Annotated in this window: 16 protein-coding genes; all 16 read left to right on the forward strand. The window is 68.0% G+C overall.

Translation table 11 applies throughout. The features are described 5' to 3' along the window. Positions 1–71: 71 nt before the first annotated feature. The 16 genes from ACODTA_RS12195 to virB11 all read left to right on the forward strand — a co-directional run bounded on the left by ACODTA_RS12195 (position 72) and on the right by virB11 (position 19,797). Complete coding sequence (locus ACODTA_RS12195) at positions 72–2,420, forward strand: PAS domain-containing sensor histidine kinase (protein WP_489066172.1); 2,349 nt, start codon at positions 72–74, stop codon at positions 2,418–2,420. Next, complete coding sequence (tsaE, locus tag ACODTA_RS12200) at positions 2,417–2,860, forward strand: tRNA (adenosine(37)-N6)-threonylcarbamoyltransferase complex ATPase subunit type 1 TsaE (RefSeq protein ID WP_489066173.1); 444 nt, start codon at positions 2,417–2,419, stop codon at positions 2,858–2,860. The genes ACODTA_RS12195 and tsaE overlap by 4 nt, the downstream gene beginning before the upstream one ends. After that, on the forward strand, positions 2,857–3,840 hold the full coding sequence (locus tag ACODTA_RS12205) for an aminoglycoside phosphotransferase family protein (RefSeq protein ID WP_489066206.1): 984 nt from the start codon (positions 2,857–2,859) through the stop codon (positions 3,838–3,840). Before tsaE ends, ACODTA_RS12205 begins: the two co-directional genes overlap by 4 nt. After that, positions 3,837–4,598, forward strand: a complete 762-nt coding sequence (locus ACODTA_RS12210; RefSeq protein WP_489066174.1) for a nucleotidyltransferase family protein — start codon at positions 3,837–3,839, stop codon at positions 4,596–4,598. Before ACODTA_RS12205 ends, ACODTA_RS12210 begins: the two co-directional genes overlap by 4 nt. Further along, complete coding sequence (gene addB / locus ACODTA_RS12215) at positions 4,591–7,593, forward strand: double-strand break repair protein AddB (protein WP_489066175.1); 3,003 nt, start codon at positions 4,591–4,593, stop codon at positions 7,591–7,593. Before ACODTA_RS12210 ends, addB begins: the two co-directional genes overlap by 8 nt. Next, positions 7,594–10,983 carry a double-strand break repair helicase AddA gene (gene addA / locus ACODTA_RS12220; protein WP_489066176.1) on the forward strand — a complete coding sequence of 1,130 codons (3,390 nt, stop codon included), beginning with the start codon at positions 7,594–7,596 and terminating at the stop codon, positions 10,981–10,983. It begins immediately after the preceding gene. A gap of 51 nt (positions 10,984–11,034) precedes the next feature. Next, the gene (gene trxA / locus ACODTA_RS12225; RefSeq protein WP_222990176.1) at positions 11,035–11,382 is read left to right on the forward strand and encodes a thioredoxin; all 348 of its coding nucleotides are present in this window, start codon (positions 11,035–11,037) and stop codon (positions 11,380–11,382) included. A 38-nt stretch (positions 11,383–11,420) separates the two neighbouring features. Then, positions 11,421–11,963, forward strand: a complete 543-nt coding sequence (locus tag ACODTA_RS12230) for a GNAT family N-acetyltransferase (protein WP_489066177.1) — start codon at positions 11,421–11,423, stop codon at positions 11,961–11,963. A gap of 91 nt (positions 11,964–12,054) precedes the next feature. Further along, entirely contained in the window at positions 12,055–12,378 is a 324-nt protein-coding gene (locus ACODTA_RS12235) for a TrbC/VirB2 family protein (RefSeq protein ID WP_489066207.1), read from the forward strand. Between the two features lie 3 nt (positions 12,379–12,381). Continuing rightward, complete coding sequence (locus tag ACODTA_RS12240) at positions 12,382–12,666, forward strand: VirB3 family type IV secretion system protein (RefSeq protein ID WP_222990178.1); 285 nt, start codon at positions 12,382–12,384, stop codon at positions 12,664–12,666. Then, positions 12,645–15,017, forward strand: a complete 2,373-nt coding sequence (locus tag ACODTA_RS12245; protein ID WP_489066178.1) for a VirB4 family type IV secretion/conjugal transfer ATPase — start codon at positions 12,645–12,647, stop codon at positions 15,015–15,017. Before ACODTA_RS12240 ends, ACODTA_RS12245 begins: the two co-directional genes overlap by 22 nt. Then, the gene (locus tag ACODTA_RS12250) at positions 15,017–16,285 is read left to right on the forward strand and encodes a type IV secretion system protein (protein ID WP_489066179.1); all 1,269 of its coding nucleotides are present in this window, start codon (positions 15,017–15,019) and stop codon (positions 16,283–16,285) included. Before ACODTA_RS12245 ends, ACODTA_RS12250 begins: the two co-directional genes overlap by 1 nt. Beyond that, positions 16,282–17,016, forward strand: a complete 735-nt coding sequence (locus tag ACODTA_RS12255) for a VirB8 family type IV secretion system protein (protein ID WP_489066180.1) — start codon at positions 16,282–16,284, stop codon at positions 17,014–17,016. Before ACODTA_RS12250 ends, ACODTA_RS12255 begins: the two co-directional genes overlap by 4 nt. Further along, positions 17,013–17,693 carry a TrbG/VirB9 family P-type conjugative transfer protein gene (locus ACODTA_RS12260; protein WP_489066181.1) on the forward strand — a complete coding sequence of 227 codons (681 nt, stop codon included), beginning with the start codon at positions 17,013–17,015 and terminating at the stop codon, positions 17,691–17,693. Before ACODTA_RS12255 ends, ACODTA_RS12260 begins: the two co-directional genes overlap by 4 nt. Then, positions 17,693–18,796: a TrbI/VirB10 family protein gene (locus ACODTA_RS12265; protein WP_489066182.1), complete on the forward strand. Its 1,104-nt coding sequence runs from the start codon at positions 17,693–17,695 to the stop codon at positions 18,794–18,796. Before ACODTA_RS12260 ends, ACODTA_RS12265 begins: the two co-directional genes overlap by 1 nt. After that, complete coding sequence (gene virB11 / locus ACODTA_RS12270; RefSeq protein WP_489066183.1) at positions 18,793–19,797, forward strand: P-type DNA transfer ATPase VirB11; 1,005 nt, start codon at positions 18,793–18,795, stop codon at positions 19,795–19,797. Before ACODTA_RS12265 ends, virB11 begins: the two co-directional genes overlap by 4 nt. Positions 19,798–19,832 lie beyond the last annotated feature (35 nt).

Genomic DNA, 19,832 nt, shown 5'->3' on the forward strand with positions numbered 1-19,832 from the left:
GGATTGCAGCGGCGCGCGGTTGTTCTAAGAACAAACGTGATGACATCGCCTGATCCCTTCGCGGACCGACATTGACCGAGTCCGGTCTTGTACCCGTCATCGCCGGCATCGTGCTGGCGGTGTGGCTCGGCATCGCCGCATGGGCGGTGGTGACGGGGCTGGCGATGCGCCGCCGCGCGCGCCATGCCGGCATCCAGGCGAACCGGTTGCAGCAATTGCTCGATTCCGCGCCCGCGCTGCCGATGATGGTGCGGCCCGACGGCCGGATCGAGGCGCCGGAACGGCTGGCCGATTGGCTGGGCCTTGCGCGGATCCCCAATTTCCTCGCTGATCTGACGACGCCCGAGGGCGGGTTGAGCGACGAGGATTCGGCCGGGCTGGTGCGCGACGTCGCGGTCGCGCAGAAATCTGCGCGCGGCTTCGTCCGGGCAGTGCGCGCACGCGGATCGTCGCGGACGCTGCTGGTGCGTGGCGCCGTCGCCGCGGCGGATTTGTCGGCACCGGGCGGGGTGATCCTGTGGTTCTTCGATGCCACAGAGAGCCAGGCGGAGATTGGCCGGCTTGGCAATGAGGCGGCGCGACTGTCCAAGGCGTTCGAGGCGCTTTCCGGGCTGATCGAGGCCTCACCTTTTCCGATGTGGTATCGTGGGCCCGATCTGCGGCTGACGCTTGTCAACAGCGCCTATGTGAAGGCGGTGGAGGGGATGAGCGCCAATGACGTGATCGAGCGCGGGCTGGAACTGGTGGAGGCGAGCGGCGGGCGCACGCCCTTCGCCATGGCCGCGCAGGCACGCGACAAGAACGAGGTGCTGACGCGCACCGTGCCGGCCACGATTGGCGGCGCGCGGCGAACGATGCGCGTCGTCGATGTGCCGCTAGGCGATGCCGGGGTTGCCGGCTATGCGATCGACATCGAGGAAACCGAGCAGGTGCGTGGCGCCTTCCGCCGCTTCCGCGATGCCCAGCGCAACATGCTCGATCTGCTGTCGGCCGGTGTCGCCCAGTTCGGGCCGGATCGCGCGCTCGTCTTCTGCAACCAGCCCTTTCAGCGCATCTTCGCGATGAAGGCCGAATGGCTGGCCGACCGCCCCGAATTCGATCGCATCATCGAACGCATGCGCGAGGCGGACCGCATTCCTGAAAGCCGCGACTTCCCGAGCTGGAAGGCCGAGCGCCGCGCCTGGTTCACCTCCACCGAAGGCGCCAGCGAGGAAAGCTGGCTGCTGCCCGGCGGCACGCATCTGCGCGTCGTCGCGCAGCCTTTGCCCGATGGCGGATTGCTGCTGATCTTCGAGGATCGCACCGAACAGGTGCAGCTCGAAAGCGCGCGCGACACCTTGCTGCGCGTGCGTACCGCCACATTCAACAATCTGTTCGAGGCGATCGGCGTGTTCGCCGCCGATGGCCGCCTCAACCTGTGGAACAAGCGTTTCCGCGAGATCTGGGATTTCGAGGAGGAATTCCTCGCCACTCATCCACGCATCGATGTGCTGGCGGATGTCGCGGCCGAACGGCTCGCCAATCCCAAACGCGCGGGGCTCATCCGCGAGCTTGTCCGCACCGCGACCGCCGAGCGACGCCAGCGCAGCGGGCGTGTGTCGCTGTCCGACGGCCGCCATTTCGAGTTCGCTGCGGTCCCGCTGCCCGACGGCAATGCGCTGTTCACGATGCTCGACATTTCGGACAGCCGGAAGGCCGAACAGGCCCTGCGCGACCGGGCGGAGGCGCTGGAGCAGGCGGATCGCGTCAAGACCGCCTTCGTCGCCAATATGAGCTATGAACTGCGCACGCCGCTCACCTCGATCGGCGGCTTCGCCGAGATGCTCAAGGAAGGCTATGCCGGCGAACTTGGCGACCAGGCCAAGGATTATGTCTCCGCCATTCTCGACTCGGTCGCGCGGCTGAGCGTGCTGATCGATGGTGTGCTCGATCTGACGCAAAGCGAGGCTGGCGCGCTGGCGCTCGACATGGCGCCCGTCAATCTGATCGCAGTGACGCAACAGGCGGCGGACGAGGCGGGGCCGGCCATGAAGGCGAAGAATATGGATTTCGCGGTCGAGGTCGATCCCGCGCTCGGCGGCATCAAGGGTGATGCGCGGCGCCTGCGTCAGGCGATCGGGCATTTGCTCGGCCATGCGCTGGCGAACACGCCGGGCGGCGGGCGCATCCTGCTTCACGGCGGCGGCGATGCGAAGATCGCGCGCATCGTGGTGTCGGACGACGGACCGGGGATGACGCCGCGCGAGCAGGCGCGCGCCTTCGATCCCTTCAGCCGCGCCGAGCTTACCCGTGACGGCGATGACACTCTGGGCATGGGGCTGCCGCTCGCGCGCCAGTTCGTCGAGGCGCATGGCGGGAAGCTGTCGCTTTATTCCGAACCGGGCAGCGGCACGATGACGACGATCGAGCTGCCGCGATGATCGCACTGGCTGATGAGGCGGCGACGCTTGCCTTTGGCGCGGCGCTGGCGAGCGTTGCGCGGCCGGGCGATGTGATCGCGCTGTCGGGCGATCTGGGGGCGGGCAAGACCACGCTCGCGCGCGGGCTGCTCGCCGCGCTGGGGCTGGAGGGGGAGGCGCCGAGCCCCACCTTCGCGATCGTCCAGCCCTATGATGTGCCGGAGACGCGCTTTCCGGTCACCCATGTCGATCTCTACCGGATCGACGACTCCGGCGATGTCGAGGAACTCGGGCTCGATGATCTGCTTCAGGATTCTTTGCTGCTGATCGAATGGCCGGAACGTGCCGGGCGCTTGTGGCCGCAGACGCTGCAACTCGCCTTGTCGCGCACGGCGGATGGCGCGCGCGTCTTGACAGCCACCGTGCCCGCGTCTTGGGAGAGCCGATGGCCGCCGATATGATTCCGCCCGACGCAGCACCCGCCTTTCTCGACGCGCATGGCTGGGGAGGAGCGGAAATCCGCCCGCTTGCCGGCGATGCGTCCTTCCGACGCTATTTTCGCGTGCACGCCCCCGGGCGGCAGGCGGTGCTGATGGACGCGCCGCCGCCGCATGAGGATCCGCGCCCCTTCATCAAGGTGGCCGAGCATCTGCTGGGCCTGGGCTTTCGCGCGCCCGAAATCCTGGCGCGCGACCTGGAGCGCGGCCTCGTGCTGATCGAGGATTTCGGCGACGCGCGCATGCGCGAGGTGATCGATGCCGCCCCCGAGGCGGAGCATCGCATCTATGCCGATACGATGCGGCTGCTCGCCCGGCTCCATCGTCATCCCGCAATGGACGTGCCGGTCTATGACCGCGCCCATTATCTGCGCGAGGCGCGGCTGGTGACCGAATGGTATTGCCCGGCGGTGGGCGTCTCCGCCGATCAGGCCGGCTACGACGCGGCCTGGGACGCGGTGATGGGGGATCTTTACCGGGATCATCGCGTGACCGTGCTGCGCGACTATCATGCAGAGAATATCATGCTCATCGAAGGCGTGGAGGGCCTGGACGGGCTCGGCCTGCTCGATTTTCAGGACGCGCTGGCGGGCCATCCCGCCTATGACGTCGTCTCGATGCTGCAGGACGCACGCCGAGACGTCGCCGAACCGCTCGAAGCGCAGATGCTCGCGCTCTATAAATACGAGGCGGGCGTGGATGGCGATTTCGACACCGCCTATGCGCTGCTCGGCGCGCAGCGTAACGCCAAGATCGTCGGCATCTTCACCCGGCTGTGGCAGCGCGATGGCAAGCCGCGCTATCTCGATTATCTGCCGCGGGTCTGGGGCTATCTGGAGCGCGATCTTGCGCATCCCGCGCTTGGCCCGGTGAAGGACTGGTTCGACGCCAATATTCCATCCGAGAAGCGCGGCGCCGCGCTGATGGAGATGGCGGCGCGATGACCGTCAAGAAAACGCTTTCGCTGCGGCCCGATACCGCGGCCCCGCGGCTCGACACCGCGATGGTGATGGCCGCCGGTCTCGGCAAGCGCATGCGGCCGCTGACGGCGACGCGGCCCAAGCCGCTGGTGGAGGTCTCGGGCCGCTCGCTGCTCGATCGGACCTTCGACCGCCTGCGTTCCGCCGGGGTCAGCCGCGCCGTGGTGAATGTCCATTATCTGGCCGACGCGCTCGAAGCGCATCTGCGCAACAAGGTGACGGATATCGAGATCGCCGTGTCCGACGAGCGCGGGCAGTTGATGGAAACCGGCGGCGGACTGGTCAAGGCGTTGCCGCAGATCCCCCAGGATCCGTTTCTCTGCGTCAACAGCGACAATCTCTGGATCGACGGGCCGACCGATGCGATCCGCCTGCTCGAACAGCGCTGGAATGCGGACGAGATGGACGCGCTGCTGCTGCTGGTGCCCCTGGCGCGTGCCAATTGCCATGGCGGGCAGGGTGATTTCCATATGGATCCCGATGGGCGGATCACCAGCCGGCGCAGGCGCGGCAAGGTGGCACCATTCGTTTATACCGGCGTCCAGATCGTCTCGCACCGGCTGCTGCGCGATCCGCCCGAAGGGCCCTTCTCGACCATGGTCTTCTGGGAACGCGCGATCGCGGAGGGACGGTTGTACGGGCTGGTCCATCAGGGGCTCTGGTTCGATGTCGGCACGCCGGGCGCGGTGAAGAAGACGGAGGCGATGCTCGCCGATGGGTGAGCGCACCCGGCCAGCCGTCTTCACCATCCCGCATCACCGGGCCTTTGCCGACGCGCTCGCCGAAGGATTGCTGCGGACCCATGGCGAGAGTCCGCTGGGGCTGGCCCAGGGCATCGTGCTCGTTCCTAACAACCGCGCCGCGCGCGCCGTCACCGAGGCGTTCGTCCGCCGATCCGAGGGGGGATTGCTGCTGCCCCGGCTGGTGCCGATCGGCGACGATGCGCTCGACGAACGGTTGGGCAGCGCGCTCGATCCGATCGGCAGCGGCGATCCGGTGCCACCTGCCGTGGAACCGATGCGGCGACTTATGATGCTGGCGCGGCTGGTCCAGCGCGAGCGGTTGCGTATCGGCGAGCCGGTGGACGCGGCGGAGGCCCTGCGGCTGGCGGCCGACCTTGCGCGCACGCTCGATCAGATGCTGGTGGAGGATGTTGCCCCCTCGCGGTTGCGTACGCTCGACGTCGCGGGCGAGCTTTCGGCGCATTGGCAGAAATCGCTGGCGCTGCTCACCGTCATCCTCGATCAATGGCCCGATGCGCTGGCGCGGATCGGTCGGATCGACTTGGCCGATCGGCGCAACCGGTTGCTCAGGCGGGTCGCGACGCGCTGGCGGGCTGTGCCGCCGCCCGGCTTCGTCGTCGCGGCGGGCCTCACCAATCCGCCGCCCGCCGCCGCCGAACTGTTGCGCGTGATCGCGCGGATGGAGCGCGGCATGGTGGTGCTGCCGGGGCTCAGCCTGGCGGACGAGATGCCCGATGCCGAATGGGATGCGCTTGGCCCGTTCGATCCCGATCCCGTCACCGGCTTCCGGCGCCGCTCGATCGAGACGCATCCGCAGTTCCACCTCAAGCTGCTGCTCGATCGCATGGCGCTGGCGCGTGGCGAGGTCGATGTCTGGCGCTGGGGCGGTGGGCATGATGCGCGCGCGCCGCGCAGCAAGGCGATCGCCAACGCGCTGACCCCGGCCGAATATTCGGATAAATGGGGCGATCCTGAAATTGTGCGCAATCTGGCGGGCATCCGTGCGCTCGAAGCCGCGACGCCGGCCGAGGAGGCTCAGGCGATCGCTATCATGCTGCGCGAGGCGCTCGAAACGCCCGCGCGCACCGCCGCTTTGGTCACGCCCGATCGTGCACTCGCCACCCGTGTGTCGGCGCATCTGAAGCGATGGGGAATCGAGGCCGATGACTCGGCGGGCCAGCCCTTGTCGGTGAAGCCGGAAGGCGCGCTACTGCTGGCGATCGTCGAGGCGGCGGCGGAACGGTTCGCGCCGGTGCCGCTGCTTGCGCTGCTCAAACATCCCCTCGTGCGGAGCGGAGAGGGGCGGCTGGCCTGGCTCGATCATGTCCGCCTGCTCGATGTGGCGCTGCGTGGTCCGCGTCCACCCGCCGGGCTTGGCGGGATCGACAATTTCCTGGCCGGCGGCACCGATCGCGAGCAGCGGGTGCGCAAACGTGCACTGCCCGGCTGGACCGAGATCCGCGACCTGCTCGCGCCGCTCGAGACCGGCTTCGCGGCGGCATCGAGCCTGTCGGCGGCGATCGAGGCGGTGCGCGAGGCGGCGACGCGGCTGGCCGGCGACGCCGCCTGGTCGGGCACCGCCGGGCGCGAGGCTGCCGATCTGCTCGCCGATCTGGAGGCGCATGCGCCCGATGGGCCGGACGGCGTGCGTATCGACGCCATCTCGGCGTTGTTGCGGCGGATGATGGACGAGATCGCGGTGCGCCCGCCCCAGGGCGGGCATCCGCGTATCTCGATCTGGGGCGCTATCGAGGCGCGGCTGCAACAGCCCGATCTGATGATCCTGGGCGGGCTCAACGAAGGCGTCTGGCCCGGTCTGCCCAGCCCCGATCCGTGGCTGGCGCCGCGCGCGCGGCACGAGCTGAAACTGCCGAGTCTCGAACGGCGGATCGGCATCGCCGCGCACGATCTGGCGGGCGCGCTGGGTGCGCCGCAGGTGGTGGTGACGCGGGCGCGGCGCGACGCTTCCGCGCCGACGATCGCCTCACGCTTCTGGCTGCGCATGGAGGCGATGTCGGGAGAGATGACGCGGATCGACGATGCCGGCGCCTGGGCGCGCTCGCTCGACAAGCCCGATGACTTCAAGCCCGCCGAACAGCCGGCGCCCGCACCGCCGGTCAGCGATCGGCCGACCGCTTTGAGCGTCACCCAGGTCGATCGACTGAAGGCGGATCCCTACGCCTTTTACGCGCTGAAGATGCTCGACCTGCGCGCGCTCGATCCGATCGATGCCGATCCGAGCGCGGCGTGGCGCGGCACCGCGATCCATGCGGTGCTGGAGGATTGGGCGAAGCAGGGCTGGGCGCCCGGCCGGCTGCTGCCGATCGCGGAGGCGCTGTTTGCGCGCGCCGAGGTTCACCCGCTGTTGCGCGCGCTCTGGCAGCCACGCGTGATGGAAGCGCTCGACTGGATCGGACGCGAGATCGAGGCGGGCCGCGCCGAAGGCCGTGAACCATGGAAAGCGGAAGCCTGGGGCAAGGCGGAGATCGCGGGGATCGCGCTCGACGGCCGTGCCGACCGGATCGATCGGCTGCCCGATGGCGGCTTCGCCGTGATCGATTACAAGACTGGCAAACCGCCATCGGACGCGGCTGTCGCGGAAGGGTTCGCGATGCAACTCGGCCTGCTTGGCCTGATCGCCGAGCGTGGCGGGTTTGAAGGCGTGTCGGGTAAGGCGGGCGCCTTCGAATATTGGTCTTTGGCCAAGGATCGCGGACAGTTCGGGTCGCGGCGCTCTCCGGTTCATCCGGATGCCAAGGGCGGCAAGGTCGCGACCGGCGATTTCACTGCATTGGCCGAGCGAAGCTTCGCCGCCGCCGCCGCGCGCTGGCTCACAGGCGACGAGCCGTTCACCGCCAAGCTGCATCCCGAATATGCGCCCTATGGCGATTATGACCAGTTGATGCGGCTCGACGAATGGTATGGCCGTGAGCGCTCCGCCGTTCAGGCGGCGGTGCAAGAGGGGGAGGGCTAGATGGCCGCGCCCGTCGCGCTCCGCGGCAATCAGCGGCTCGCATCCGAACCGCGCGAGAATGTTTGGCTGTCGGCTTCGGCGGGCACCGGCAAGACGCAGGTGCTTTCGGCGCGGGTCATGCGGCTGCTGCTGAGCGGCGCCGATCCGTCCTCGATCCTCTGCCTGACCTTCACCAAGGCGGGCGCGACCGAGATGGCGGACCGCATCCATGCCCGGCTCGCATCCTGGGTGCGGATGAAGGGGCCTGAACTGTTCGCGGAACTGGAGGCGTTGGGTGAGCGGGGCACGCCCGAATTGATGGTGACCGCGCGCAAGCTGTTTGCGAAAGTGCTCGACGCCAGCGGTGCAGGACTGCGCATCCAGACCATCCACAGCTTCTGCCAGACATTGCTTTCGGGCTTTCCGGTCGAGGCGGGGCTTATCCCCGGTTTCCGCGCCATGGAAGCGCGCGAGGAGGCCGCGCTCGCGCGCCAGACCATGGCCGATATGCTCGTTGCGGCGGAGGCGCGGGGCGAAACCGTGCTGACCGAAGCATTGCGTGCCTTGAGCCTGAGGCTGGGCGAGGGCGGGGCCGAGAGCTTCCTGGCGAATTGCGCGCGCGCGCCAGACGCGATGGAGGCGCTGGGCGAGGATATCGGCCGGGCGGTGCGCGCCGCGCTCGACGTGCCGGACGGCGATGTCGAGGCGATGATCGCCGATGCATGTGCCGGCTTCGATGGCGAACTGGCTTTCATCGCCGAGGCGAATGCCGGCTGGGCGACCAAGGGCGGGCAGGGGCGGGCTGCGACGATCCGCGAATGGCTGGCGTTCGATCCTGCCGAACGCGCCGAGCGGCTGGGTGAGCTTCATCTTGTCTGGGCCAAGACCGATGGCGATCCGCGATCGTTCAAGTCGGGGCAGGCACCGCAGGTGCCGGGTTATGAGGATGCGGCGATGGCACTGCATGGCCGCTGCGCTGAACTGCTCGGACTGCGTGCCCGCGCGGGCCTGGCGACGCTGCTGGCACAGGGGCTGGATGCCGGCCGCAGCTATGCGCGCGCTTATGCTGAGGCGAAGCGCGCCGCTGGCGTCGTCGATTTCGACGATCTGATCCGGCGCACCGTGTCGCTGCTCGCCCAGTCTCATATGGCGGAATGGATCCGCTTCAAGCTCGATCAGGCCACCGATCATATCCTGGTCGACGAGGCTCAGGACACCAATCTCGCACAATGGACGATTATTCGCGCATTGGCGGAGGAGTTCTTTGCCGAGGATGCCGACGATGCGGCGAAGATCCGCACGATCTTTTCGGTCGGCGACTTCAAACAGGCGATCTTCGGTTTCCAGGGCACCGATCCCGTCTATTTTCGCGCGGCGCAGGGCTTTTTCTCCGGACGCGCGGCCGAAGCGGGACGCGAGGTCCATGATCTGTCGCTGACCGAATCCTTCCGTTCGACCGCGCCCGTGCTCGCGCTCGTCGATAGGGTGCTGGCCGAGCTTGGCGAAGGCGCGCTCAGCGGGATGATCGACCTGGAGCCGCATCGCAGCGCGGTGGCCGGGCCGGGGCGTGTCACTTTGTGGGGCCCGGTTTCGCCTGAAACCGCCGCCGATGGCGATATCGAGGGCGAGGAAAGCTGGCTTTCGGATTCGACGCGACGGTTCGCGACCCTGCTGGCGCGCCAGATCAAGGCCTGGCTCGATGCCGGGCTGTGGATCAACAATCGCGGCCGTCCCAAGCGGCTTGAACCGCAGGATATATTGATCCTGGTGCGCCGACGCAGCGAACTCGCTTCGCTGATCGTCGCGCGGCTACATGCGGAGGGGGTCCCTGTCGCCGGTGTCGACCGGTTGCGGCTCAATGCGCCGCTTGCCGTCCGCGATCTGCTCGCGGCGGTGCGTTTCGCGATCCAGCCGCACGACGACCTCAATCTCGCCGGGCTGCTGGTGTCGCCGTTGATCGGCTGGTCGCAGGACGATCTCTATGCGGCCGCGCGCGGACGCGACGGCCCACTCTGGGCACATCTCGGTGATCGCCAGCCCGCCGAATTGCGTGAAATGCTGCGTCGCGCCGACTTCACGACGCCCTATCGCTTCCTTGAGGAAATCCTCTCCGGCCCGCTCGATGGCCGCCGGAAGCTGCTGCGCCGGCTGGGCCAGGAGGCGCGCGACCCGATCGAGGAACTGATGAACGCCGCGCTCGGCTTCGAACGCGATGCGACGCCGACGCTCCAGGCCTTTCTCGACCGGTTCGAGCGCGAGACCGAGGACATCAAGCGCGATCCCTCGCAGCCGCTCGACGCGGTGCGGGTGATGACCGCGCATGGCGCCAAGGGATTGCAGGCGCCGCTTGTTATCCTGGCCGACGCGACGGTCGACCCGGCATTGAGCCCGCGCGGCAAGCTCGACTGGCCCGTTGTCGATGGCGTCCATCCCGTGCCCGTCTTCCGACCGCGCAAGGATGAACTCACTGGCAGCCTCGCCGATGCGGCGGCGCTCGCCGATGCTCGCGAGATGGAGGAGCATTGGCGGCTGCTCTATGTCGCGCTCACGCGTGCCGAGGAATGGCTGGTGGTAGGCGGTGCGCTCGGGCCGCGCAGCAAGGGCGTTGCGCCCGAAAAAAGCTGGCACGCGGCGGTCGAACGCGCCATGGCCGCGCTCGACGTCGAAGCGGTGGAGGAAGCGCCCTGGGGGCCAGTGCGTCATTTCGCCGATGGCCAGGCCGCGGCGGGGCAGGAGCGCGCCAGACAGCCCGCAACCGATCCCGAATTGCCCGAATGGCTGCGCCGGCCCGCGCCGATCGAGGCGCGTCCGCCGCGCCCGCTCGCGCCCTCCTCGCTCGGCGACGATGACGCGTCGAGCCCGCCACCGACCATCGGCATGCGCGCCGCCGCCGAACGCGGCCGCCATCTCCACGCATTGTTCGAGCGCCTGCCCGAGGTTCCGCCTGCCGAGCGTGCGGCGAGCGCGCTGCGCTGGCTGGAGAACAGCGCGGGCGTGGACGATCCCGGCGAGCGCGACGCGATCGTCGAATCCGCCCTGGCGGTGATCGAACGCCATGCCGACCTGTTCGCACCCGGCGCGCTGGCCGAGGCGCCGATCGCGGCCGTGGTCGGCGGCGATGTGATCGCGGGTACGGTCGATCGGCTGATCGTCGGTGACGCGGTCGTCCGCCTGGTCGATTTCAAGACGGGCCGGCGCGTGCCCGTGTCCGCAGAGGTGGCGCCCGTTCATCACCTGCGCCAGATGTCCGCCTATGCGGAGGCGCTGCGCGTGATCTTTCCCGGACGGCGGATCGAGGCCGCCTTGCTCTATACGGCCGGTCCCACGCTGATCCCGCTCGAACCAGCCTTGCTGGCGCGCCACAAGCCCGGCTTGTCACCCATGGAGCAAAGCTTGGGTCAAGGCCGTTGAGCGAACGCCACAGTCTTCCTAGATAGGGACCCGACAGAAGGAGTTAGCCAAATGGCCACCAAAGCGATCAGCGATTCGAGCTTCCACGACGACGTCATTGCCGCCGACCGGCCGGTGCTGGTCGATTTCTGGGCGGAATGGTGCGGCCCCTGCAAGATGATCGGCCCGTCGCTCGAGGAGATTTCGGAGGAATTGGGTGAGAAGGTGACGATCGCCAAGATCAACATCGACGACAATCCCGATGCCCCGGCGCGTTACGGCGTGCGTGGCATCCCGACGATGATCCTGTTCAAGAATGGCGAACCCGCCGCCACCAAGGTCGGCGCGGCCCCCAAGAGCGCGCTCAAGGGCTGGCTGGAAGGCGAACTGCTTTCCGGCGGCGATCGCCAGGCATCGTGACAAACCGTCCCGCGTCGCGGGAATGATACCGTCTCGCGATGATTGAATCGTCGTCCGTCCTGCTTGCCGGCGCCGTGCCCAAGGCATTGCGTCGGCAGGAGGTGCTGCTTCGTCCGGAAACGGCGGACGATCTGTCGTTCCTGCGGCGCCTCTACGGCGATCATCGCGCCGAGGAACTGGCGCGGGCCAACTGGCCGATCGAGGCGCGCGAGCGTTTTCTCGACAGTCAGTTCGATCATCAACGAGCCCATTTCACCACGCAGTTTCCGGACTGCGACTATATGATCGTGCTGCGCGGCCGATCCGCCGCCTCTGCCCAGCCGGTCGGCAGGCTCTATCTCGATCGCGCCGCCACCGTCTGGCATCTCGTCGATATCTCGCTCGATCCCGCGATCCGCGGCAAAGGGATCGGCGCGGCGTTGATTGCCTGGATCAAGGCTTGCGCGCCCGCCATCGAACTCCATGTCGCGCGCGACAATCCGCGCGCGGAGGCGCTGTATCGGCGGCTGGGTTTCGTCGAGCATATGTCGACATCGGCGACGCACAAGCGGATGGGGTGGCGGCCACCGGCGGGCGCCTGATCGGAGCAGGCACGCCCGGGCTTGGCAAGGTCCGGGTGAGCGCGCACTGTGGCTGATGGGCGAATCGCGGAAGATGGGGGGATACCGCTTGTTGCTTCGTAAATTCAGGGCGTTGACGGCGTGGATGGTGGCGGCCTGCTGCCTGTGGTCGGGCCAGGCCTTCGCGCAGGATTCGCTGGCCGATCCCGCCGGATCGGGCGTGCTCGTCGCCGCGGTCAACTGGTTGCAGGGTACCTTGCTCGGTACCGTCGCGACCGTCGTCGCCGTGATCGCCGTCGCCTCGGTCGGTTTCCTGATGCTCACCGGACGGATCAACTGGCGTTATGGCGCGACGGTGATCCTCGGCTGCTTCATCCTGTTCGGTGCGGCGAGCATCGTCGCTGGCATCCAGTCCACCGCCAGCCTGGCCAATTGATCCATGAACGGCCTGGATCACGATCCGGTATTCGTGGCGCTTACCCGGCCCCAGATGTTCGCGGGCGTCACCTATAGCTATTTCGTGCTCAATGCAGTGCTTGCCACTGAAATGCTGCTGATCTTCCGCTCGCTCTGGGCGCTCGCCCTGGCGCTGGTCGTGCACCTTGTCGGCGTTCTCCTGTGCCTGCGCGAACCGCGTTTCCTCGATCTCTGGCTCGTGCGGGTCAGGAACTGTCCGCGCGTGCGCAACCATGCGATCTGGCGATGCAACTCCTACCGGCCCTGACGCGGGACCGGCGGGCCATCGCCAACGAAAAACCGGCGGGGCACCATCTGCCCTATGCCCGGCATGTCGACGATCATACGATCGAGACGCGTGACGGCCTGTTGATGCAGGTGATCCACCTGCGCGGCCTGTTGTTCGAGACCGCCGACACCGAAGAGATCAATTATCGCAAGATGCTGCGCGATGCGATGCTGCAGGCGATCGGGTCGTCTCGCTTCGCCGTCTATCATCATGTCGTCCGCCGTCGCGCGGACGTCGCGCTCGCGGCGGGCTATCCCGACGATTTCTCGGCCGCGCTGGATGGCGCATGGCGCAAGCGGCTCGCCGACAAGCGGCTGTACGTCAACGATCTGTTCCTGACGCTCGTGCGCCGTCCGCTGCAAGGGCGGATCGGCATGGCGGACCGGCTGCGCGAATGGATGGGACGCGCGGCATCCGATGGCGATGCCGCGATCGGCCATGAACTGCGGCAGCTCGACAGCGCGCGAGACAATCTGCTGGCGCAGCTCGGCAGCTATGCGCCACGACTGCTGAGCGTCTACGAAACGCCGCAAGGGCCCTGTTCCGAGCCGCTGGAATTCCTGTCGTCGCTCTATAATGCGGAGATGCGCCCGGTGCTTCTGCCGATGCAGGATGCGGGCGCCTATCTGCCGTATCGCCGGATCAGCTTCGGGCAGGACATGATCGAGCTGGGAGCGGCGGGCGCCACGCCGCGTGGCTTCCTCAGCCTGGTGTCGATCAAGGATTATCCGGGGCAGACCGCGCCGGGCATGCTCGATGCGCTGTTGCGCCTGCCGTTCGAGATCACGGTTTCGCAATCCTTCGGCTTTGTCGATCGTCAGGCCGCGCTTGGGCGGATGAACCTGGCGCTCAGGCGGATGCGCTCGGCGGAGGACGAAGCACTGAGCCTGCGCGCCGAATTGTCGACCGCCAAGGACGAGGTCGCGGCCGGCCGCGCGGGCTTCGGTGAACATCACATGACCGTCGCGGTGCATGGCGACACGCCCGAACAGGTCGATGCCGGCGTCGCGGAAACCCTGGCGTCGCTCGCCGATCTCGGCATCATCGCGGTGCGAGAGGATATCGCGCTCGAACCCGCTTTCTGGGCGCAGTTCCCGGGCAATTTCAAATATATCGCGCGGCGCGGCCTGATCTCGACAGGCAATTTTGCGGGGTTCGCGAGCAGCCACAATTTCCCGATCGGCCGCGCCGACGCCAATCATTGGGGCGAAGCGGTCAGCCTGCTGGAGACGACCGCCGCCGGCCCCTATTTCTTCAATTTCCATCAGGGCGATCTCGGCAATTTCACCGTCATCGGCCCGTCCGGATCGGGCAAGACGGTCGCGCTCAACTTCCTGCTCGCCCAGGCGCGCAAGTTCCGGCCGCGCATCATCTTCTTCGACAAGGATCGCGGCGCGGAACTGTTCATTCGTGCGATCGGCGGGCGCTACGATCTGCTGCGGCCGGGCACCAGCGCGGGTCTCAACCCGCTCCAGCTCGACGACGATCCCGTCAATCGCCAGTTCCTGATCGACTGGCTTGCGCAACTGGCGGGCGGCGCCGATGTCGACGAGATGGCGAGCATCAAGGACGCGGTCGATGCCAATTTCGCGCAGCCGCCCGAGCATCGCCGGCTGCGCCATCTGGCCGAACTGCTCCGTGGCGGGCATCGCCCCCATGCGAACGATCTCTGGTCGCGGCTGCGGCCCTGGTGGGGCGATGGCGAGCGGGCCTGGCTGTTCGACAATCCGGAGGACCTGACCGACCTGTCGGCGGAGGCGGTTGGTTTCGACATGACCGCGATCCTCGACGATCCGGCTGTGCGCACTCCCGCGATGATGTATCTGTTCCACCGCGTGGAGGAGCGGCTGGACGGCAGCGCCGCGATCATCGTGGTGGACGAGGGGTGGAAGGCGCTCGACGACGACGTGTTCGTGCGGCGGATCAAGGATTGGGAAAAGACGATCCGCAAACGCAACGGCATTGTCGGATTCGCGACGCAGAGCGCCCAGGATGCGCTGGAAAGCCGGATCGCCAGCGCGATCATCGAACAGGCCGCCACCCAGATCTTCATGGCCAATCCCAAGGCGCGCGCGGAGGATTATGTCGGTGGCTTCGGGCTGACCGCGCATGAGCATGAGATCGTGCGCACCTTGCCCGACGATGCGCATTGCTTCCTGATCAAGCACGGCGCGGACAGCGTCGTCGCGCGCCTCAACCTGGCGGGCGAACGTGATCTGCTGACGATATTGTCGGGCCGCGAGCGTACCGTGCGCCTGCTCGACGAGATCCGTGCCGAAAGCGGCGACGATCCGGCGGACTGGATTCCGCGTCTGCTGGAGCGCGTGTGATGGCGATCTGCCCCGCGATCTCCGACGCCGCCTTTCTGAGCAGCCTGCTCGTGCATCTCGATTGCCAGGCGCTGGCGATCGGCGCGGGCGGCTATCAGGCGCTGAACGCCCCCGGATCGGGCATGGCGATGATGCTGACCGGCGTGCTGACGATCTTCGTCGCGCTGTTCGGCTATCGCATGCTGCTCGGGGAGAGACCGGGCGTTCGCGAAGCGTTGATGGCGGCGGTCAAGATCGGCATCGTCCTGCTGCTCGCGACAAGCTGGCCCGCCTTTCGCACCCTGGCCTATAATGTCGCGCTCAAGGGGCCGGCGGAGCTGGCCGCGAATATCGGCGGCCCGGCGGAACTGCCGGGGGCGGGCGGGGGGCTTGTTCTGTATCTTCAGGGCGTCGACAACCAGATGGCCGAGCTTGCGAAGCTGGGCACTGGTAAGCCCGCCGACGCCGACGTGATGGCCGGCCCCACCGAAAGCCTGACTCCGCAGCAGCAGCAGCAGGAAATGCAGCGCCTCAACCAGTTGCAGCAGCGTCCGCGCTGGGATCCGGTGCGCGATGCAAAGCTGCTTGGCCAGGCGCGTACCGTCTATCTGACCGCGACGGTCGCGGCCTTCGCCTCGGTGCGGCTGATCGCGGGGCTGATGCTGGCGCTGGGGCCGTTCTTCGCCTTGTTCCTGCTGTTCGGCGGCACGCGTGGCGTGTTCGAGGGATGGGTGCGCGCGCTCGGCGGTGCGGCGCTGGGCGCGGTGGCGACCGCGATCGTGCTGGGTGTGCAGGTGGCGCTTGTCTCGCCCTGGCTGGCGGGCGTGCTCGCCTTGCGTCGCGACGGCATCGCCACGCCGGGCGTTTCGACCGAGTTGCTCGCGCTTTCGCTCGTCTTCGCGCTTGCCCTGCTCGCCGTGCTGGTGGTGACGGCGCGCATCGCGATGGGTTTCCGTTTTCCGGCCCCGTTGCAGCGGCTGCCCAGGCGGTTCGCGGAAACGATCCGGTCGCGCTTGTTGGCCGAACCAGCGACGGACATGCGGGGCGGGGTGATGCCCGGTACGCGCGACCGCGCGATCGCCATCGCCGATGCGGTGGCGGCGAACCAGCGGCGCGAGGCTGCTTCGCCGCCGCCACAAACCGCCTATCTGGCGCGCGCCGCGTCCACCGCGCCGGCACGTGCGCGAGAGGATGTCGTGCCCGTCGCGGTGCGGCTCGGCCAAAGCTTTCGACGTGGCGCCCATAGCCGTGTATCGGCGGCCGCGGCCCGGCGGGATGGAACGGCATGAAAAAGACGTCACGAGAAGCGCTCGACGCCTATTATCAGGAGGGGGATAGCTGGGCGAAGGACCGGCGCGACGCGCTCGATCGCTCGCGACGGATCGCCTGGATCGTCGCCATCGCGGCGATGGTCGTCGCGATCTTCGAAGCCGCCGCGCTGATCGCCTTGCTGCCGCTCAAGACGGTGGTGCCCTATACGTTGCTCGTCGATCGCCAGACCGGCTATGTCCAGGCGCTGAAGCCTGTCGACGGGGAAAAGCTCGCGCCCGATGCGGCGCTCACCCAGTCCTTTCTCGTCCAATATGTGATGGCGCGCGAAAGCTTCGATATCGACGCGCTCCAGGCCAATTATCGCAAGACCGCCTTGTGGTCCGCCGATGCCGCGCGCGGCGACTATATCGCGGGGGTGCAGGTCTCCAACCCGGCGAGCCCGCTGGCCCGGCTGCCGCGCTCCACGGTGATCGAGACGCGCGTGAAGAGCGTGTCTCCGCTCGGCGGCAATGCCGCGCTGGTGCGATTCGATACCCAGCGGCGCGACGCCAATGGCCGTACCGAGCCCGCCCAGCCCTGGGTCTCGGTGATCCGCTATCGCTTCTCGACCGAGCCGCTTTCGACCGAGGACCGCTTCGTCAATCCTCTGGGCTTCCAGGTGGTCCGCTATCGCCGCGACGCGGAAGCGCTGCCGCCGCCCGCCGCACCCGCGCCGCCGCCCATCGCCAGGGCTGCGTCGGCGTCATGAAACGCTGGCCGATCCTGATCGGGCTGCTGTTGCCCGTGACCGCCGTCGCGCAGGTGCGACCGGAGCCGGGGCCGGGCGATCCGCGCATCCAGTCGGTGCTCTATGATCCCGACCAGATCGTCCAGCTCCAAGTCACCAGCGGTTATCAGCTCACCGTCGAATTCGCGCCCGACGAGCGGATCGAGAATGTCGCGGTAGGCGACAGTTCGACATGGCAGGTGACGCCCAACAAGCGTGGCGACCATCTGTTCATCAAGCTTGCCCAGCCGGGCGGTACCACCAACCTGACCGTGGTGACCGACGCGCGCAGCTATCTGTTCGAATTGATGCCGGCCTATGGCGGGCTTGCGCCCTATGCAGTGCGCTTCCGCTATCCGGTGCCCGCGATCGCGAGCGTCGCCGAAGCGGCGGAGGAGGGGCGCTACCGGCTGAGCGGGGCGAAGCCGCTCCGGCCCAATGCGATCAGCGATGATGGCACCAAGACCTATGTCACCTGGGCTCCGGACGCGACCTTGCCCGCCGTCTTCGCGCTCGACGCGGAGGGCAAGGAAGTCGTCGTCGACGGCGGCATCCGTGACGGCCGCTATGTCATCGACGATGTGAACAACACCCTGGTCTTCCGCCGGGGCAAGACGTTCGCGACCGCCACGCGCGTACCGCAAAGGCCGCCGCGCTGATGGCAGACCCGCACGATATCGATCCGCGCAACACGGGGCAGGCGGATGTCCGGCCGGTGGTCGCGGTGCCCGGCAGCGGCCTGCCGCGCTGGGTGATCGCCGCGGGCATAGTGCTCGCGGCGCTGCTGCTGTTCAGCGTGCTCGACGTGCGCCGTCGCGCGGCGATGGCACCTGCCGTCAAGCCCCGCGCGGCCGATCTGGTGGGGGCGCCATCGGCTCTGCCCGATCTGTTCGTGCCGCCCGCGCCGATTCCTGTGCAGGCATCGGCGCCGCCACGGCCGCAGCCACAGCCGGTGATGATCCTGCCGCCGCCGCCTTCGGCGCCGCCGCAGCGCATCTATTCGCCGCCGCCGATGCCGATGATGCAGCCGGTGATGCCGCAGCCCGCGCCGGCGCCTAGGGCACGCGCGGCGGAGGATAGCGCGCTCGTCTATGATGCGACCGCCGGCGATGTGGAGGAACCGGCAGGGGCTGGCACCGGCGCAGCTGCAGCGGCTGCGGGCGCCGCAACGCTTGGCACGGCCCCCGGCGGCCGGTCGCGCGCCACGGTGATGCGCAACCGCCCGACCACGGTGCCGCAGGGAACGCTGATCCCGGCGGTGCTCGAAACCGCCTTCGATTCGACGCGGCCGGGCCTGGCGCGCGCGCTCGTCTCGCGCGATGTGCGCGGCTTTGACGGCAGCCGCGTGCTCATCCCGCGCGGCAGCCGGCTGATCGGCCAGTATCAGGCCGATCTTCAGCCCGGCCAGAACCGTGCGCTGGTCAATTGGACGCGGCTGGTGCGGCCCGACGGCGTGACGATCGCGATCGGCTCGCCCGCCGCCGATCCGCTCGGCCGCATCGGCGTGCGCGGCAAGGTGAACAGCCATTTCTTCGAGCGCTTCGGCGCCGCGATCCTGCAGACCGCGCTCGACATCGGCGTCAATCTGGCCCGCAACAGCAACACCGAACGCGATGTGATCATCGCGATGCCGGGCACCATGTTGTTCGGACAGCAGAACAATGCGCCGATCCAGCCGACCTTGAAGGTGAAGCAGGGCGCCGCGATCACGGTATTCGTCGCACGCGATCTGGATTTCACGAGCGTCGAAGCTCGGCGATGAACGCGGCGGCAGCCGAAGGCGCGGTCTATCTGCGCAGTTATCTGGCGCCGTTCGCGCCGATGCTCGACCGTGCCGACGTGACCGACGTGTATGTCAATCGACCGGGCGAGGTCTGGACCGAGAGCCTGTCCGGCGCGATCGAGCGGCATGATGCGCCCGCGCTCGACGAAGCGACGCTGGCGCGGCTCGCGCGGCAGATCGCGGCACTTTCCAGCCAGGGGATCAGCCGCGCGCATCCGCTGCTCTCCGCCGCCTTGCCCGATGGCGCGCGCGTTCAGATCGTCGCGCCTCCCGCGACACGCGGCCCGATTGCCTTCGCCATCCGCAAGCATGTGTCCGCCGATCTTTCGCTTGCGGACTATGTCGCGGGCGGGGCCTTCAACGAAACCCGACGCGACGGGGCGGGCGGTGCTGCCGATATCGATAGCCGGCTGGCGGCGCTGCTCGATGCGGGCGATATCGCCGGGCTGCTCGCCGAAGCGGTGCGCGCGCGCCGCAATATCCTGGTTTCGGGGGGCACCTCCACCGGCAAGACGACGTTCCTGAATGCGCTGATCCGTGAGATCCCGGCGGAGGAGCGGCTGATCCTGATCGAGGATACGCCCGAACTGCACATGCGCCATGCCAACGCCGTGGGGCTGCTCGCGGCGCGCAGCGAACTGGGCGAGGCGCGGGTGACGGCGGAGGAACTGCTCTCCGCATCGCTGCGCATGCGGCCCGACCGCATCGTCGTGGGCGAGTTGCGCGGGCCGGAGGCGTTCACCTTCCTGCGCGCGGTCAATACCGGTCATCCGGGATCGATGACGACCGTGCATGCCGACGGCGCCGCGCGGGCGATCGAGCAGATCACCTTGCTGGTGCTTCAGGCGGGCGCCGGGCTCAGCCGTGACGATGTCCACCACTATGTGCGCAGCACTGTCGACGTCTATGTCCATCTCGAGCGGACGGGCGGGCGGCGGCATGTCGCGGAAGTGCTGCTGGGCCATCGGCTGCGCGGATGATCGTAAACGCTCGCTTGTGCGGTGGAGCCTGGCGC

Source organism: Sphingomonas sp. FG14, assembly GCF_057809675.1.

Coding starts and splice junctions, on each gene's coding strand:
- ACODTA_RS12250 (WP_489066179.1), top strand. CDS start 15,017: ATGGCGATCTGCCCCGCGATCTCCGACGCCGCCTTTCTGAGCAGCCTG.
- addB (WP_489066175.1), top strand. CDS start 4,591: ATGGGTGAGCGCACCCGGCCAGCCGTCTTCACCATCCCGCATCACCGG.
- ACODTA_RS12265 (WP_489066182.1), top strand. CDS start 17,693: ATGGCAGACCCGCACGATATCGATCCGCGCAACACGGGGCAGGCGGAT.
- tsaE (WP_489066173.1), top strand. CDS start 2,417: ATGATCGCACTGGCTGATGAGGCGGCGACGCTTGCCTTTGGCGCGGCG.
- addA (WP_489066176.1), top strand. CDS start 7,594: ATGGCCGCGCCCGTCGCGCTCCGCGGCAATCAGCGGCTCGCATCCGAA.
- virB11 (WP_489066183.1), top strand. CDS start 18,793: ATGAACGCGGCGGCAGCCGAAGGCGCGGTCTATCTGCGCAGTTATCTG.
- ACODTA_RS12210 (WP_489066174.1), top strand. CDS start 3,837: ATGACCGTCAAGAAAACGCTTTCGCTGCGGCCCGATACCGCGGCCCCG.
- ACODTA_RS12245 (WP_489066178.1), top strand. CDS start 12,645: ATGCAACTCCTACCGGCCCTGACGCGGGACCGGCGGGCCATCGCCAAC.
- ACODTA_RS12255 (WP_489066180.1), top strand. CDS start 16,282: ATGAAAAAGACGTCACGAGAAGCGCTCGACGCCTATTATCAGGAGGGG.
- ACODTA_RS12205 (WP_489066206.1), top strand. CDS start 2,857: ATGATTCCGCCCGACGCAGCACCCGCCTTTCTCGACGCGCATGGCTGG.
- ACODTA_RS12230 (WP_489066177.1), top strand. CDS start 11,421: ATGATTGAATCGTCGTCCGTCCTGCTTGCCGGCGCCGTGCCCAAGGCA.
- trxA (WP_222990176.1), top strand. CDS start 11,035: ATGGCCACCAAAGCGATCAGCGATTCGAGCTTCCACGACGACGTCATT.
- ACODTA_RS12240 (WP_222990178.1), top strand. CDS start 12,382: ATGAACGGCCTGGATCACGATCCGGTATTCGTGGCGCTTACCCGGCCC.
- ACODTA_RS12260 (WP_489066181.1), top strand. CDS start 17,013: ATGAAACGCTGGCCGATCCTGATCGGGCTGCTGTTGCCCGTGACCGCC.